This window comes from Vreelandella sp. L-15, from assembly GCF_056857635.1.
Genome location: NZ_JBSXNN010000050.1, coordinates 22,257 through 35,605, shown reverse-complemented (window position 1 = coordinate 35,605; position 13,349 = coordinate 22,257). Strand labels below are relative to the sequence as shown.

The 13,349-nt window shown below is 58.5% G+C and carries 15 protein-coding genes; 12 read left to right on the top strand and 3 right to left on the bottom strand.

The window, feature by feature from the left end; genetic code table 11:
- Positions 1–132: 132 nt before the first annotated feature.
- Positions 133–1,137 (bottom strand): tRNA dihydrouridine synthase, encoded by a 1,005-nt coding sequence (locus AC13CY_RS06590; protein WP_288101604.1) that lies wholly within the window; start codon positions 1,135–1,137, stop codon positions 133–135.
- Between the two features lie 127 nt (positions 1,138–1,264).
- Between AC13CY_RS06590 and AC13CY_RS06585 the strand changes: the two genes are divergently transcribed.
- The 3 genes from AC13CY_RS06585 (at position 1,265) to AC13CY_RS06575 (ending at position 4,753) form a co-directional block, all read left to right on the top strand.
- Positions 1,265–1,522 carry an OadG family protein gene (locus tag AC13CY_RS06585; protein ID WP_044630001.1) on the top strand — a complete coding sequence of 86 codons (258 nt, stop codon included), beginning with the start codon at positions 1,265–1,267 and terminating at the stop codon, positions 1,520–1,522.
- Between the two features lie 92 nt (positions 1,523–1,614).
- On the top strand, positions 1,615–3,417 hold the full coding sequence (oadA, locus tag AC13CY_RS06580) for a sodium-extruding oxaloacetate decarboxylase subunit alpha (protein ID WP_044630000.1): 1,803 nt from the start codon (positions 1,615–1,617) through the stop codon (positions 3,415–3,417).
- A gap of 13 nt (positions 3,418–3,430) precedes the next feature.
- Positions 3,431–4,753 carry a sodium ion-translocating decarboxylase subunit beta gene (locus tag AC13CY_RS06575; protein WP_044629999.1) on the top strand — a complete coding sequence of 441 codons (1,323 nt, stop codon included), beginning with the start codon at positions 3,431–3,433 and terminating at the stop codon, positions 4,751–4,753.
- 75 nt (positions 4,754–4,828) lie between these two features.
- Here AC13CY_RS06575 and AC13CY_RS06570 read toward each other — a convergent pair whose 3' ends face one another.
- On the bottom strand, positions 4,829–5,446 hold the full coding sequence (locus AC13CY_RS06570; RefSeq protein ID WP_044629998.1) for an IMPACT family protein: 618 nt from the start codon (positions 5,444–5,446) through the stop codon (positions 4,829–4,831).
- Positions 5,447–5,473: 27 nt separating this feature from the next.
- Positions 5,474–5,929 (bottom strand): LexA family protein, encoded by a 456-nt coding sequence (locus AC13CY_RS06565; protein WP_228219755.1) that lies wholly within the window; start codon positions 5,927–5,929, stop codon positions 5,474–5,476.
- Positions 5,930–6,190: 261 nt separating this feature from the next.
- On the opposite strand from AC13CY_RS06565, the gene ccmA reads away from it, so the two are divergent.
- From ccmA to ccmI, 9 genes are read left to right on the top strand one after another with little or no spacing between them, the layout of a single operon-like run.
- Complete coding sequence (gene ccmA / locus AC13CY_RS06560; RefSeq protein ID WP_044629996.1) at positions 6,191–6,811, top strand: cytochrome c biogenesis heme-transporting ATPase CcmA; 621 nt, start codon at positions 6,191–6,193, stop codon at positions 6,809–6,811.
- Between the two features lie 55 nt (positions 6,812–6,866).
- Positions 6,867–7,559, top strand: coding sequence for a heme exporter protein CcmB (ccmB, locus tag AC13CY_RS06555; protein ID WP_062372482.1), 693 nt, complete (start codon positions 6,867–6,869; stop codon positions 7,557–7,559).
- Between the two features lie 14 nt (positions 7,560–7,573).
- Positions 7,574–8,314 carry a heme ABC transporter permease gene (locus AC13CY_RS06550; protein WP_044629994.1) on the top strand — a complete coding sequence of 247 codons (741 nt, stop codon included), beginning with the start codon at positions 7,574–7,576 and terminating at the stop codon, positions 8,312–8,314.
- Complete coding sequence (gene ccmD, locus AC13CY_RS06545; protein WP_228219756.1) at positions 8,314–8,568, top strand: heme exporter protein CcmD; 255 nt, start codon at positions 8,314–8,316, stop codon at positions 8,566–8,568. Before AC13CY_RS06550 ends, ccmD begins: the two co-directional genes overlap by 1 nt.
- Complete coding sequence (ccmE, locus tag AC13CY_RS06540; RefSeq protein WP_044629992.1) at positions 8,558–9,067, top strand: cytochrome c maturation protein CcmE; 510 nt, start codon at positions 8,558–8,560, stop codon at positions 9,065–9,067. Before ccmD ends, ccmE begins: the two co-directional genes overlap by 11 nt.
- A gap of 50 nt (positions 9,068–9,117) precedes the next feature.
- On the top strand, positions 9,118–11,124 hold the full coding sequence (locus tag AC13CY_RS06535) for a heme lyase CcmF/NrfE family subunit (RefSeq protein WP_058579616.1): 2,007 nt from the start codon (positions 9,118–9,120) through the stop codon (positions 11,122–11,124).
- Complete coding sequence (locus AC13CY_RS06530; protein ID WP_058579615.1) at positions 11,121–11,648, top strand: DsbE family thiol:disulfide interchange protein; 528 nt, start codon at positions 11,121–11,123, stop codon at positions 11,646–11,648. The genes AC13CY_RS06535 and AC13CY_RS06530 overlap by 4 nt, the downstream gene beginning before the upstream one ends.
- Complete coding sequence (locus tag AC13CY_RS06525; RefSeq protein WP_062372367.1) at positions 11,639–12,109, top strand: cytochrome c-type biogenesis protein; 471 nt, start codon at positions 11,639–11,641, stop codon at positions 12,107–12,109. Before AC13CY_RS06530 ends, AC13CY_RS06525 begins: the two co-directional genes overlap by 10 nt.
- Positions 12,106–13,347 (top strand): c-type cytochrome biogenesis protein CcmI, encoded by a 1,242-nt coding sequence (ccmI, locus tag AC13CY_RS06520; protein ID WP_062372370.1) that lies wholly within the window; start codon positions 12,106–12,108, stop codon positions 13,345–13,347. Before AC13CY_RS06525 ends, ccmI begins: the two co-directional genes overlap by 4 nt.
- Positions 13,348–13,349: the final 2 nt, after the last annotated feature.

Sequence of the window (13,349 nt, the reverse complement as noted above, 5' to 3'; positions counted from 1 at the left end):
CGGAAGGGCGCTTTTTTTTGGCTCGTAGGAAATGAGGTGGGTCGAACCCGCGTATGGGTCGAAAAAAAGCGCCTCGATAGGCGCTTTGACTCAGCAGGTTCAACGGCGGCTGGTTCAGGCACTGCGCCCGGCTTAGGCGGGTTCGTAGGCGGCGAGGGCGCTTGCGCTAGGGGTAAGGCTGCCGAGAAGTGCATCCAAGTCGGTCAGGCGCTTCAGACGCTGAAAATGCTGGTCGGCTTCGGCATTGCCCTGGCGCATTTGTGCAAGCCACTGCTTCACCAGCGACACGACCACGCGGTCAGGAAGGTGTTGGCGCTGGAGCGCGGCGTACTCTTGCAGTACGCTGGCGCGCATTTCCCAAGTGGTTTCCACCAAACGTTCGCCGGTTTGTTGCCAGTGGCGAATCCGAGGTGCCAGCCAGGGGTCAGCCAGCGCGCTGCGCCCGAGCATCACATCGCAGCAGCCGGAGAGCGTGCGTGCCTTCCAGTAATCCTCAAGCGTCCAGATATCGCCATTGGCTACCACGGGGATCGATACGTGGTGGCGCACTTTGCCAATCCACTCCCAGTGAGCGGGTGGGCGATACCCCTCGTCCCGTGTCCGGCCATGTACGACCAAGCGCGCTGCGCCGCCTGCTTCCGTCGCCTGCGCACAGGTCACCGCCAAGCGGCGATTGGCAAATCCCAGACGAATCTTCGCGGTCACCGGAATTGCGCCGTCTAGCGCCTCTGCGACCGCTTTGACGGCCTGATAGACACGGTCGGGCTGGCGCAGTAGCGATGCGCCGCCGTCGTGGCGGTTCACCAGCTTGGCTGGGCAGCCAAAGTTGAGATCCACGCTAATGGCCCCAAGGGCTAGCGCCTGGCGGGCATTTTCGGCTAGTGCCCTAGGGTCGGAGCCGAGTAGCTGCAGATGGACGGGTACGCCGCTAGGCGTCGCTACCGGGCGCTCGGTGAGTTCGGGGCAGTGTTTGTAAAACACCCGTGGGGGAAGGCGGGTATCCACTACCCTGACAAACTCCGTCACCGTCCAGTCGAAACCGGCCTGACGAGTCAGTAGATCGCGGGTGAGCGCATCGATAACGCCTTCCATCGGTGCAAGACCGATCTTGCCTTTATGTAGTAAATTAACAACCATGACTTCCACTATGGCGCGATTGCATTCTATCCTGAATGTGGCAGGTTAGTGTATTACCCTTATTGCGCCAAGCGCCGTTAGAGGCGTTTGGCGTGCCAATAACCCTATAAAACAAGGAGAGCACGCTATGCAGGGGTCGGAGTTACTCCAAGAGGGGCTCGCTCTAATGGGCCTTGGTATGGGCTTTGTTTTTGTTTTTCTTACTATTTTGGTCATTAGCGTTACGCTGATGTCGAAGTTGATTGACCGCTTTCAGCCTGCTCCAGTGGCAGCGCCAGCGGGTCGAAATAGTGCAAAAACACCCGCCAGTAACGGCCAAAATGACGAAGTTGCCGCGGTGATCAGTGCTGCAGTGCATCGTTACCGCTCGTCCCGCCGTCCGTAAGACGCACGCTTTTGTGTGCTTATTTCGCTCTGATGGCTATTTTTTTGTTAAATTTACTACAAATCCATAACGCTAAACTGTGAGCCACGACCATGAATGAAACAAAACGTCCTCTGGGAATCACTGATGTTGTCCTGCGCGATGCGCACCAATCGCTGTTTGCTACGCGTCTGCGCTTGGATGACATGCTGCCCATCGCCGAAAAGCTGGATAAAGTCGGCTACTGGTCTCTGGAAACCTGGGGTGGAGCAACGTTTGATGCGTGTATCCGTTATTTAGGAGAGGACCCGTGGGAGCGTATTCGTGCCCTTAAAGAGGCGATGCCGAACACACCTCAGGCAATGCTGCTGCGCGGCCAAAACCTGCTGGGTTACCGCCACTACGCCGATGACGTAGTTGATAAATTCGTCGAGCGTGCTAAAACCAACGGCGTTGATGTGTTCCGCGTGTTTGATGCCATGAACGACCCGCGCAATCTGGAACGCGCCATCAAAGCGGTTCGCCAAGTCGGCGGCCATGCACAGGGCACCATTTCCTACACGGTGAGCCCGGTACATACCCTGGATAGCTGGGTAGATCTTGCCAAAACCATTGCTGCAATGGGCGCAGATTCTCTGGCTATCAAGGATATGGCTGGGCTACTCACGCCGTATACCGCTTACGATTTGGTCTCACGGCTGAAAAAAGAGCTCTCCATTCCAGTGCATTTGCACTGCCATGCGACGACCGGCTTATCCACGTCGACCATCCTGAAAGCGGTCGAAGCGGGGGTTGATAACGTCGATACGGCGATCTCCTCCATGTCGATGACCTATGGCCACAGCCCGACTGAATCCGTGGTTGCCATGCTCAAAGATACTGACCGCGACACTGGGCTAGACCTGGAGTTGCTGGAAGATATCGCGGGCTACTTCCGTGAAGTGCGCAAAAAGTACGCTTCTTTTGAAGGTTCGCTGCGCGGCATCGATTCGCGCATTCTGGTGGCCCAGGTCCCGGGCGGCATGCTCACCAACATGGAAAGCCAGCTAAAAGAGCAGGGCGCTGGCGACAAGCTGGATGACGTGCTGAGCGAAATCCCCCGCGTACGCGAAGACCTCGGCTTTATTCCGTTGGTGACGCCCACCTCACAGATTGTGGGCACTCAGGCAGTCATGAACGTCATGATGGGCGAGCGCTATAAGTCGATCTCTAAAGAAGTGCAGGCGCTGCTGAAGGGCGAATACGGCTCTGCCCCGGCTCCTTTCAATGCCGAATTGCAAAAGCGTGTACTGGAAGGCGGCGAGCCGATTACTTGCCGCCCGGCAGATAATCTCTCTCCAGAAATGGACAAGCTCGCGGCCGAGCTGAAAGAGAAAGCCAGCGCCGATAGCATTCGCCTTGCCGAGGGCGAGCGGGAAGTGGATGACGTGCTGACCTATGCGCTGTTCCCGCAGATTGGCCTGAAATTCCTCAAAAACCGCGACAATAAAGACGCCTTTGAGCCTGCGCCCGAAGCGCCTCAGGCAGCCGCCCCAGCTAAGGCAGAGGCTCCCGCAGCAGCACCTGCGCCTGCCGGTGGTCCGGAAACCTACACCGTGAAGCTCAACGGTAAGGCTTACGTGGTCGAGGTGTCGGAAGGTGGCGAGATTGGCGATATTCAGGAGCAGCCTGCTGCACAGTCTGAGGCTGCCGCCCCAGCGCCCAGCGGTGAAAGCATCGATGCGCCGCTGGCCGGTAACATCTTCAAGGTGAATGTACGCCCAGGCGACCAAGTGGCCGAAGGCGATGTGGTGATTATCCTGGAAGCCATGAAGATGGAAACCGAAGTGCGTGCCAGCAGTGCCGGTACGGTATCGAAAGTCAATGTCAGCGAAGGCGATAGCGTCGCTGTTGGCGATGCACTGATTGAGCTTTAAGGGCAACTCGGGAATGGATAAATTAATCACCTTATGGGAAGGCTCCGGGCTCTATAATCTGGAGCTGGGCCAAGCGGTTATGATCCTGGTAGGGCTTGGGTTGCTCTACCTGGCGATCTACAAGAAGTTTGAGCCCCTGCTGCTGGTGCCAATCGGGTTTGGCGGTATTCTTGCCAATATTCCTGAGGCAGGCTTGGCGATTTCAGCGCTGGATCAAGCGATTGAAGTCGCCAAGCCCGCCGTGCTGCAGCAAATGGCTACAGCGTTGGGCGCGACGCTAGATCCGCTGACTGGGGTAGAGGGTTGGCGCGAGACGCTGAAAGCGATTGCCCATGATTCGGCTGCGCCGGATCAGCTGCGCGCCGCGAAAGATATCGCAGTGAGCGTCGGCTACAGCGACGGCATGCTCTACAACTTCTATAAGGTCGCCATTGGCTCGGGCATTGCGCCGCTGCTGATCTTTATGGGCGTTGGGGCAATGACCGATTTCGGCCCGCTGCTGGCCAACCCGCGCACGCTGTTTCTGGGCGCGGCGGCACAGTTCGGCATTTTCGCTACGCTGTTCGGCGCCGTGCTGCTCACGTCCATGGGCATTATGGACTTCTCGCTCAATCAGGCGGCAGCGATTGGTATTATCGGCGGGGCAGATGGCCCGACCTCTATCTATGTGTCCAGCGTACTTGCGCCGGAGCTGCTGGGGGCGATTGCCGTGGCGGCCTATGCCTATATGGCGCTGGTACCGCTGATTCAGCCACCCATCATGCGTCTGCTGACCACTGAAAAAGAGCGCAAGATCACTATGACGCAACTGCGTCCGGTCTCCAAGCTCGAAAAAGTGGTTTTCCCGCTGATGCTATTGATCGCCGTGGCGCTGTTTCTACCGGACGCAGCACCTCTGCTAGGCATGTTCTGCTTTGGTAACCTGATGCGCGAGTGTGGTGTGGTCGAGCGCCTTTCCGATACCGCGCAAAACGCGCTGATCAATATCGTGACGATCATCCTCGGGCTCTCTGTGGGCTCGAAACTGATGGCCGATAGCTTCCTGGCGTTTGAAACCCTGGGTATTCTGGGGCTGGGGATCGTAGCCTTCGGCATCGGCACCGCCGCTGGCGTATTGATGGCCAAGCTGATGAACCTAGTCAGCAAAATGCCCATCAACCCGCTGATTGGCGCGGCGGGTGTGTCTGCCGTGCCGATGGCGGCGCGTGTGGCGAATAAGGTGGGTCTGGAAGCGAACCCGCATAACTTCCTGCTGATGCACGCCATGGGGCCGAACGTTGCTGGGGTCATTGGTTCGGCAGTGGCTGCCGGTGTGATGATCAAGTACCTGGGATAAGCGGCTAGTTAGACAGCACGTCTGCCGCTATAGAACGCGGCTTACCGAGCAAGCGCTCGTGTAAGCCGCGTTTTTTTATGTTCGCTGTAGCTCAATGGATGTTTTAAGGCGGTTTTCCAGTCCGCTGATATCCAGCTCGACATCGCGTGGCCAGCCAATGGTTAAGCTCACGCCGTTGCCATCGTACTCCGCCTGTTGCACGGGCAGTGCCTGCTCGTCGCACCAAGCGCGGGCTTGCGCTTCGTGGGCGAAGCTGACCTTTAATAAATAGCTATCCCGCTCGACGACTTCCCGGGTGGGCAGCGTTTCCAGCCCGGCATTGACCGCCTGCGCATAAGCGCGTGCCAAACCTCCGGTACCTAACTTGGTGCCGCCAAAGTAGCGAATCACCACGCAACCAATTTCGCCAATCTGGCTGCCCTGCAACGCCTGGAACATCGGACGGCCTGCGGTTCCGCCGGGCTCGCCGTCGTCGGAAAAGCCAATATGCGTTTGCTCTCCAGGAGGTCCGGCGATAAACGCAGTGCAGTGATGGCTGGCATTCGGGTGGGCAGCTTTGGCCGCTTGAAGCAGCGCGTCGAAGGCGTCGGTGGTAGGAGCGTGGCACACCCAGGCCAAGAACTGACTCTTTTCAACGTCAATCTCGGCGGTGTGCCATGTCTCAGGGGCTAAATCAGGGACTCGATAGCGCAAATAGTACTCTCAGCAGGGTGGATAACGTTAATGGTGCCGGGTTTCCGTTGCGTGGTGGGCCACACCCATCACCATGCCCAGCACCTGGATATCACAATTATGCAGGAAGACTTCGGGCATCGCTGCATCTTCGGGCCATAAATGAATGCCTAAACGGCTGATAGAGAGCTGCTTCAGCGCCACTTCCCGCTGGTTAATCGTTGCTACGGCGGTTTCTTGATGAGCGTCGTGCTGGTGGCGATGAATGATAATAACGTCACCATCGAAAAGATTGCAGTCGCGCATGCGATCGCCGCGAATACGCAGGGCGTAGGTGTTGCGACGTGTGACGCGAGGGGCTGTGCACGCTTGGCGCGCATGTGATGAGGCGCTGCGAGACGCTAGTGGGGTAGGCGTCGATGGCGCTACCGGTTGAGACAGCGTCTGAGAGGGTACGTAAGAAGGTACGTGAGACGTTACCTGAGGGGATAGGCAAATCGTCATAGTGTGTTCTCCCATGCAGCGCCCGTTGCCAAGGCGTTTGATTGAGTCGATAGCTGTAGTTTTATTCTGTGGTGTCTATTTATACAGTTGTTACAGTATAAGCCTGTTTTTGCATACAGTTCTAGTGCTGTCTCACACCTGGGTTTCTTACGCGGAAATTGAGACAGGTCACGCTGCGACCCAAGACCGCAGAGCGTGACTGGCGAGAAAGGGCCTTTCCGTGTAGAGTTCGACCCAAAATCAACGTGCCTGGAGTGTCTTTTGAGCCTGTGCCTGCAAGCCCGACAATTGGCCTGTGAACGCGACGACCGTTGGCTGTTTGAAGGGCTCGATCTCGATATCCAAAGCGGTGAGATCGTGCGCATTGAAGGCCCCAACGGCAGCGGCAAGACGACCCTGCTGAAAATACTCTCTGGCCAATTAACCGATTACCGTGGCGAGCTTTACTGGAATGGCGAACCCATGCGCCAAGCCCGTGAACATTTTCTCGCCAATTTACTCTATCTAGGTCATGCCCCAGGCGTGAAAGCAGGCCTGTCACCGCTGGAGAATCTAGCTTGGTATCAGGCGCTTAGCGGGGAAAAGGGCAGCGAACCTGCACGTGAGGCAGCGTTGGCTGCCGTTGGGTTGGCGGGGTTTGAAGATGTCCCCGCCGGCCAGCTTTCAGCCGGGCAGCAGCGGCGCGTGGCGCTGGCACGCCTGACCCTGACCCAGCGGGCGCTGTGGGTGCTCGACGAGCCTTTCACCGCAATCGATCGCCAAGGGGTGGCGGCGCTAGAGGCACAGTTGGTGGCGCATGCACAGTCTGGCGGCTGCGTTCTGGTCACCACCCACCACGCGTTGACCGAGTCACCTGTGCTTAGGCGCATTCAGCTGGGGTAAGAAGGAGACAGCGTTGCAACGTTCACACGCTCAACTGAGCACCCCAGAGGTGGCTATGCATGCACCCCAGGGCGGTTTGATGGTGGCCATAAAGGCAACCCTCAAACGCGACCTCACCTTGATGTTGCGCCGTCGTGGCGAAGTGCTCAATCCGCTGGTGTTCTTTGCGCTGGTGATTACCCTGTTTCCCATTGGTATTTCACCGGATCCAGAGCTGTTGGCAAGCATTGCGCCAGGGCTTTTATGGGTGGCCGCACTGCTCGCGGCACTGCTTTCGCTGGATAGCCTGTTTCGCAGCGACTACGACGATGGCAGCCTGGAACAACTATTACTGGCACCCCAGCCGCTGGCGGCGCTGGGGTTGGCAAAAGTGGCGGTACATTGGTTGCTGACGGGGCTGCCGCTGGCACTGATGGCACCGCTGCTGGGCATCATGCTGTCGCTTCCAGCGGGAAGCTACGCCGTGCTAGCGCTGTCGTTGGCACTCGGTACGGCCAGCTTGAGCTTAATTGGGGCGATCGGAGCGGCGCTAACAGTAGGGCTGGCCCGTGGCGGTGTGCTGCTCTCGCTGCTAGTGCTGCCGCTCTATATACCAGTACTAATTTTCGGCGCAGGTGCCGTACAAGCCGCTATTTTTGGCGAGGGTATTGCCGCGCATCTGGCGATTTTAGGCGCACTGTTAGCGCTGGCGCTGATGTTGGCTCCCTGGGCCATTGCGGCATCGCTGCGCATCAGCATTAACGGTTAGAGGACGGGAACACCATGTGGGCCTTTATCAACAAACTAAGATCACCCAAGTGGTTCTATGCCATTAGCGCCAAGCTGCAGCCACTTTTTTGGGTGGCGGCGACGCTGCTGCTGTTGGTAGGCACCGTCTGGGGGTTGGCCTTTGCGCCTGCGGACTATCAACAGGGCAATAGTTTTCGCATCATTTATGTCCACGTACCCGCCGCATTCCTAGCCCAATCCATCTTTGTCTCCATGGCGGTCTCCGGGCTGGTATTCATGGTCTGGAAGATCAAAGTGGCGGATATGGTCGCCACCGTGATGGCCCCGCTGGGTGCCGCGATGACCTTCGTAGCGCTTTTTTCGGGCGCAGTATGGGGCGTGCCCACCTGGGGAACCTGGTGGATGTGGGATGCACGGCTTACCTCCATGCTGATTCTGCTGTTTCTCTACCTGGGCGTAATTGCCTTGCGCGGTGCGTTTAGCAGCCGCGATAGCGGTTCCCGTGCCGCGTCGGTGCTAGCGATGGTTGGCGTGATCAATATTCCGATTATTAAGTACTCAGTGGATTGGTGGTACACCCTTCACCAGCCCGCCACTTTCACGATTACAGGGCGCTCTGCCATGACCATGGACATGTGGGCACCGCTGCTGATCATGGTATTGGGCTTTTACAGCTTTTTTATTGCGCTCACGCTGATGCGCACGCGCAGCGAGATTCTGCGTCGAGAAGCCAATAAGCGCTGGGTGCGCGAGCTTGCCGAGGAGACGAACTAATGGCCTTTTCCTCGCTAAACGAATTTTTTGCCATGGGCGGTCACGCGGTCTACGTGTGGGCTGCCTGGGGAGTCACTGCGCTGTTGATGCTAGTGATTGTGTGGCACGCACGTCAGGAGCGCCGCCAGCTACTCAACGTGGTAAAGCGCCGGACGCGTCGTGAAAATGCCCAGCGCAACGCTCAGCCATCGCACGCGCAGCCCCTGCAAGAGCCAGTTAACTCTGCTCAGAAGGACGTTCACCATGACGCCTAAACGTAAACAGAAGCTGTTTGTTATCTTAGGGCTATTGTCGCTCACCGCCATTGCGGTGGGGCTCACCCTGTATGCGCTGCGCGCCAATATCAATCTGTTTTTCAGCCCGGTACAAATTGCCCAAGGCGATGCCCCTATGGAGCGCCAAATTCGCGCGGGGGGCATGGTCAAAGAGGGCTCTGTGTCCCGCGACCCGGAAAGCCTGGATGTGGAGTTCGTGGTAACTGACTACGTGGATGATCTAGAGGTCTACTACAGCGGTATTCTGCCGGACCTGTTCCGTGAAGGGCAGGGCGTGGTGGTGGTTGGCGAGCTTCAGGCCGATGGCCGCCTCTACGCCGATAAAGTACTGGCGCGCCACGATGAAAACTACATGCCGCCCGAAGTGGCGCAGGCACTGGAAGAAGCAGGCTACTCCCCGGCCGACTTTCAAGCGAAAGCTGCCGAAGTGGGCAAGCGCCTAGAGCAGGAAGGCTCCCCAGAAGGAAGCGACTATTAACGACTGCACGCACGCTGTGCGATAAAGCCTGATGCTAATTCGGAGCACCCATGTTGATTAAGATCATTCCTGAAATCGGCCACTTTGCCCTGGTTATCGCGCTACTCATGGCGGTGGTTCAGGCGGTGATGCCGCTTGCCGGGGCTGCCACGCGTCGCCCGCTGTGGATGGCCTATGGTCGTCCCATGGCCATCGGCCAATTCCTGTTTGTGACCATTGCCTACCTCTGCTTGACCGCCAGCTACATGCTGGACGATTTCAGCGTGGCTAATGTCGCTAACAACTCCAACTCTCTGCTGCCCTGGTACTACAAATTCAGCGCCGTGTGGGGTAACCATGAAGGCTCGGTGCTGCTATGGAGCTTGATGCTGGCGGGTTGGGGATTCGCGGCATCGGTCTTCTCGGGCGACTTGCCCCGCGACATGGTGGCCAGGGTGCAGGGCATCATGGGCATGGTGTGTGTGGGCTTCTTGCTCTTCATTCTCATGACCTCCAACCCCTTTGAACGCCTGCTGCCCAACATGCCGCAGGATGGCGCGGACCTGAATCCGCTGTTGCAGGATTTTGGCCTAGTGGTTCACCCGCCGATGCTCTACATGGGTTATGTGGGCTTTTCGGTGGTGTTTGCTTTCGCGATTGCCGCCCTGCTGGGCGGGCGCTTAGACGCCGCTTGGACCCGCTGGGCGCGCCCCTGGACCAACGTGGCCTGGGCGTTTCTCACCGTCGGGATCGCACTCGGCAGCTGGTGGGCCTACTACGAGCTTGGCTGGGGCGGCTGGTGGTTCTGGGACCCGGTGGAGAACGCTTCGCTATTGCCCTGGCTAACGGGCACGGCACTGGTTCACTCGCTGGCGGTGACCGAAAAACGTGGCTCGTTCAAGAGCTGGACGGTGCTGCTGGCGATCTCGACGTTCTCGCTGTCGCTGATGGGCACCTTCTTGGTGCGCTCGGGCGTACTGACCTCGGTTCATGCCTTTGCCAATGACCCCACCCGTGGCTTCTTCATTTTGATGCTGCTGGCGATTACCGTCACGCTATCGCTGCTAGTGTTTGCCCTGCGTGCGCCGCGGGTGAGCCATAAGGTCGGTTTTAACTGGCTCTCGCGGGATTCGCTGCTGCTGATCAACAACATCATTTTGGTCATCATGACCGTCACGGTGCTCTTGGGCACGGTGTACCCGCTGATTCTGGATTCTCTGGGGTTGGGTAAAATCAGCGTAGGCCCGCCTTACTTCAATGCGCTGTTCGTACCGCTCACCGTGGTGATGTGTGTCTTCATGGGCTTGGGGCCGGTGGCGCGTTGGAAAAGCATGAGTGGTCGTGAGCTGTGGCGTAAGCTAGGTCTCGCGGCGGCAGCTGCCATTGTGCTGGGTGTAGCCATGCCGTTGGTCTACGGCGGCGAATGGAATTTGTGGGTGTCATTGGGAATCGTGTCGGCGCTATGGATCGTGCTGCCCATGGTGCGCGACCTGTTCGACAAGACCCGTCACGCCAGCTCGTTTGTCGCCGGGCTGCGCAAGCTCTCGCTCTCTTATTGGGGAATGGTGCTGGGCCACGTGGGCATTGCGGTGACCATCGTGGGCGTTGCCGTCGTTTCGAACTACAACATCGAACGCAACGTGCGCATGTCGCCGGGCACCACCGTGGAAGTGGCGGGCTATCAGTTCACCATGACGGAACTCACCAACCGACGTGGCCCCAACTTCCTGGCCGATACTTCGATCATTCAGGTACAGCGCGGGGACGAGGGACGCAGCTTCGTGATGCGCCCCGAGAAGCGCCTTTACCTCGCCACCGGCATGCCCATGACCCAAGTTGCGCTGCGCCCTGGTTTGTTCCGCGACCTCTATGTGGCCATGGGTGAAGACCTGGGCGACGGCAGCTATGCCATGCGCGTCCAGTACAAGCCGTTTGTGCGCTGGCTGTGGTTAGGCGGCCTGCTCATGGCCTTCGGCGGCATCTTGGCCGTAGCGGATAAGCGCTACCGCCGCGCAGCCGCGCGCCAACCTGCATCCTCACGTATTGATCAATCTCCGTCACAGGAGGCCACGGTATGACACGCCGCCTGCTGTTGCTTCTTTTACCCATCGGTTTTGTGGGCATCGCGCTGTTTCTCTATCAAGGGCTGGGGCGCGACCCTTCACAGCGAGACTCAGCGCTGATGGCGCGGGATTTTCCTGCGTTCGAAGCCTCCACGTTGCGGGATGCCAACCGTCAGGTGGATCAATCGCTGCTGACAGGGGAGGTCACGCTCGTCAACGTATGGGGCGAATGGTGTCCCGCCTGCAAGCAGGAAATGCCGCAGCTGTTAGAACTCGCTGATAACGGCATCCGTATGGTGGGCATCAACTACCGAGATACCCGCGAGAAAGGCTTAGAGTTTTTAAGCGAGTTTGGCGACCCCTTTGAAGTGAATGTTTTCGACCCTGAAGGCAGCCTGGGCTTTGATCTTGGCGTTTACGGCGCACCGGAAACGTTCTTGGTGGATGCCGATGGAGTGATTCGCTACCACCATAAAGGCTACGTGTCACCTGAAGACGTTCGTGAACGCATCCTGCCGGAGGTAGAAAAATGGCGTTAATGCGTGGGATCTTCGCCGTGATGCTGCTGGCACTGGCGGGCAGTGTCGTGGCGGCAGGCATTGAAGTTCGCGAGTTCGACGACCCGGTGATGGAGCAGCGCTACCGTGACCTCACGGCCTCCATGCGCTGCCCGTTATGCGAAAACCAGGCTATCGATGACTCGGACGCGCCGATCTCTGGTGATATGCGCGAACGGGTCTATCAGCTGCTTCAAGACGGTCAGTCGGATATCGAAATCATCAACCACATGGTGCAGCGCTTTGGGGAGTACATCCTCTACAACCCGCGCCTGGAAAACCGCACCTACCTGCTGTGGGGGCTACCCATTGGGTTGGTGGTGCTAGGCATGCTGGTCGTCGTGCTGATGGTACGCGCCCGCCGCAATGCATCTGCGAAAGCGTTGAGCGCAGAAGAACGCGCCCGCTTGGATGCCCTGATTAACCGCGAGAGGTCTTCATGACACCGCTCTGGATAGCGATTGCCTTACTGTTACTGCCCGCGCTGTGGCTATTAGTTGCCCCCATGCGCGGTGCCCGCGTTCTGCGCGACCAGCTAGATCACTTTGAAGCCAACGATACGTCTGCCGAGCAGAACGTGGCGATTTTCCAGCGGCGCATGGCGTCCCTGGAAGCGGCACGCGAGCGTGGCGACATCGACGACGCTCGTTTTAATGAAGATCGCCTAGAGCTAGAGCGCAGCCTGCTGGAAGACACTGCCACTCAGGCCAAGCGGCCACTGAAAGCTGCGAGCGCTGGACGGCTGGTGGTGCCGCTGGTCATGGTAGCGGTGGTGGGTGCCAGTACGTTTTGGTATCAGCAAAACGGTGCCGAAGGAGACCTGACGCTCTACGCGATTCAAGAAGAGATCAGAAACGACCCGGAAGGCTCGTTGATGATGTTCCTGGAGCGCATGGAGGCCGAAGCCGAGCGCCAGCCTAACAACCCCAACGTGTGGAGCTCGCTGTTTCCACTCTACCGGGATACCGGTCAGCCTGACAAAGCAGTCGATGCGCTGGAGCGCTTGATCGCCATCGAAGGGCGCATTCCGCCGCTGCTCGCTCAGTTGGCGCAGCTCCGCTTCTTCATGGCCGAGCGGGAGTTAACGCCCGAGGTACAGGCGCTGGTCGATGAAACGCTTGAACTAGACCCCCGTCAGCCCACCGTGTTGGGGCTTCTGGGCATTCACGCCTTCGATAACGGTGATTATGAAACGGCCGTCGACCGTTGGCGCCGTGCCGTTGCCAATATTTCAGACCCAGAGACGGCTGCTTCCCTGCGTGATGGTATCCGTGTGGCCCAAGAGCGCATGGGTGTCGCACCGGAGCCATCTGCCGCCGCTCAGGGCCAAGGGGTGCGGGTGCACGTTTCCATGGATGAGGCACTGGTAGACAACGTCAGTGACGACGCCACGGTGTTCATCACCGCGCGGGATATCGACGGCGAGCTGCCGCCGCTGGCAGTGATCCGCGCGCAGGTTGCCGATCTGCCGATGACCGTGGTGCTGGACGATACCGCCGCCATGTCGCCGCAAGCGCAAATCTCCCAGGTGCGTGAAGCGCGCCTGGTGGTGCGTGTCTCAGAATCTGGGCAGGCCACGCCGCAGCCGGGCGACCTGTTTGGCGATTTGGAGAGCGTCAGCGTAGGTGCTATCAGCGAAGACGATGCGGCCAATGTCGTTATTAACCGTGTTTTTGAATAACC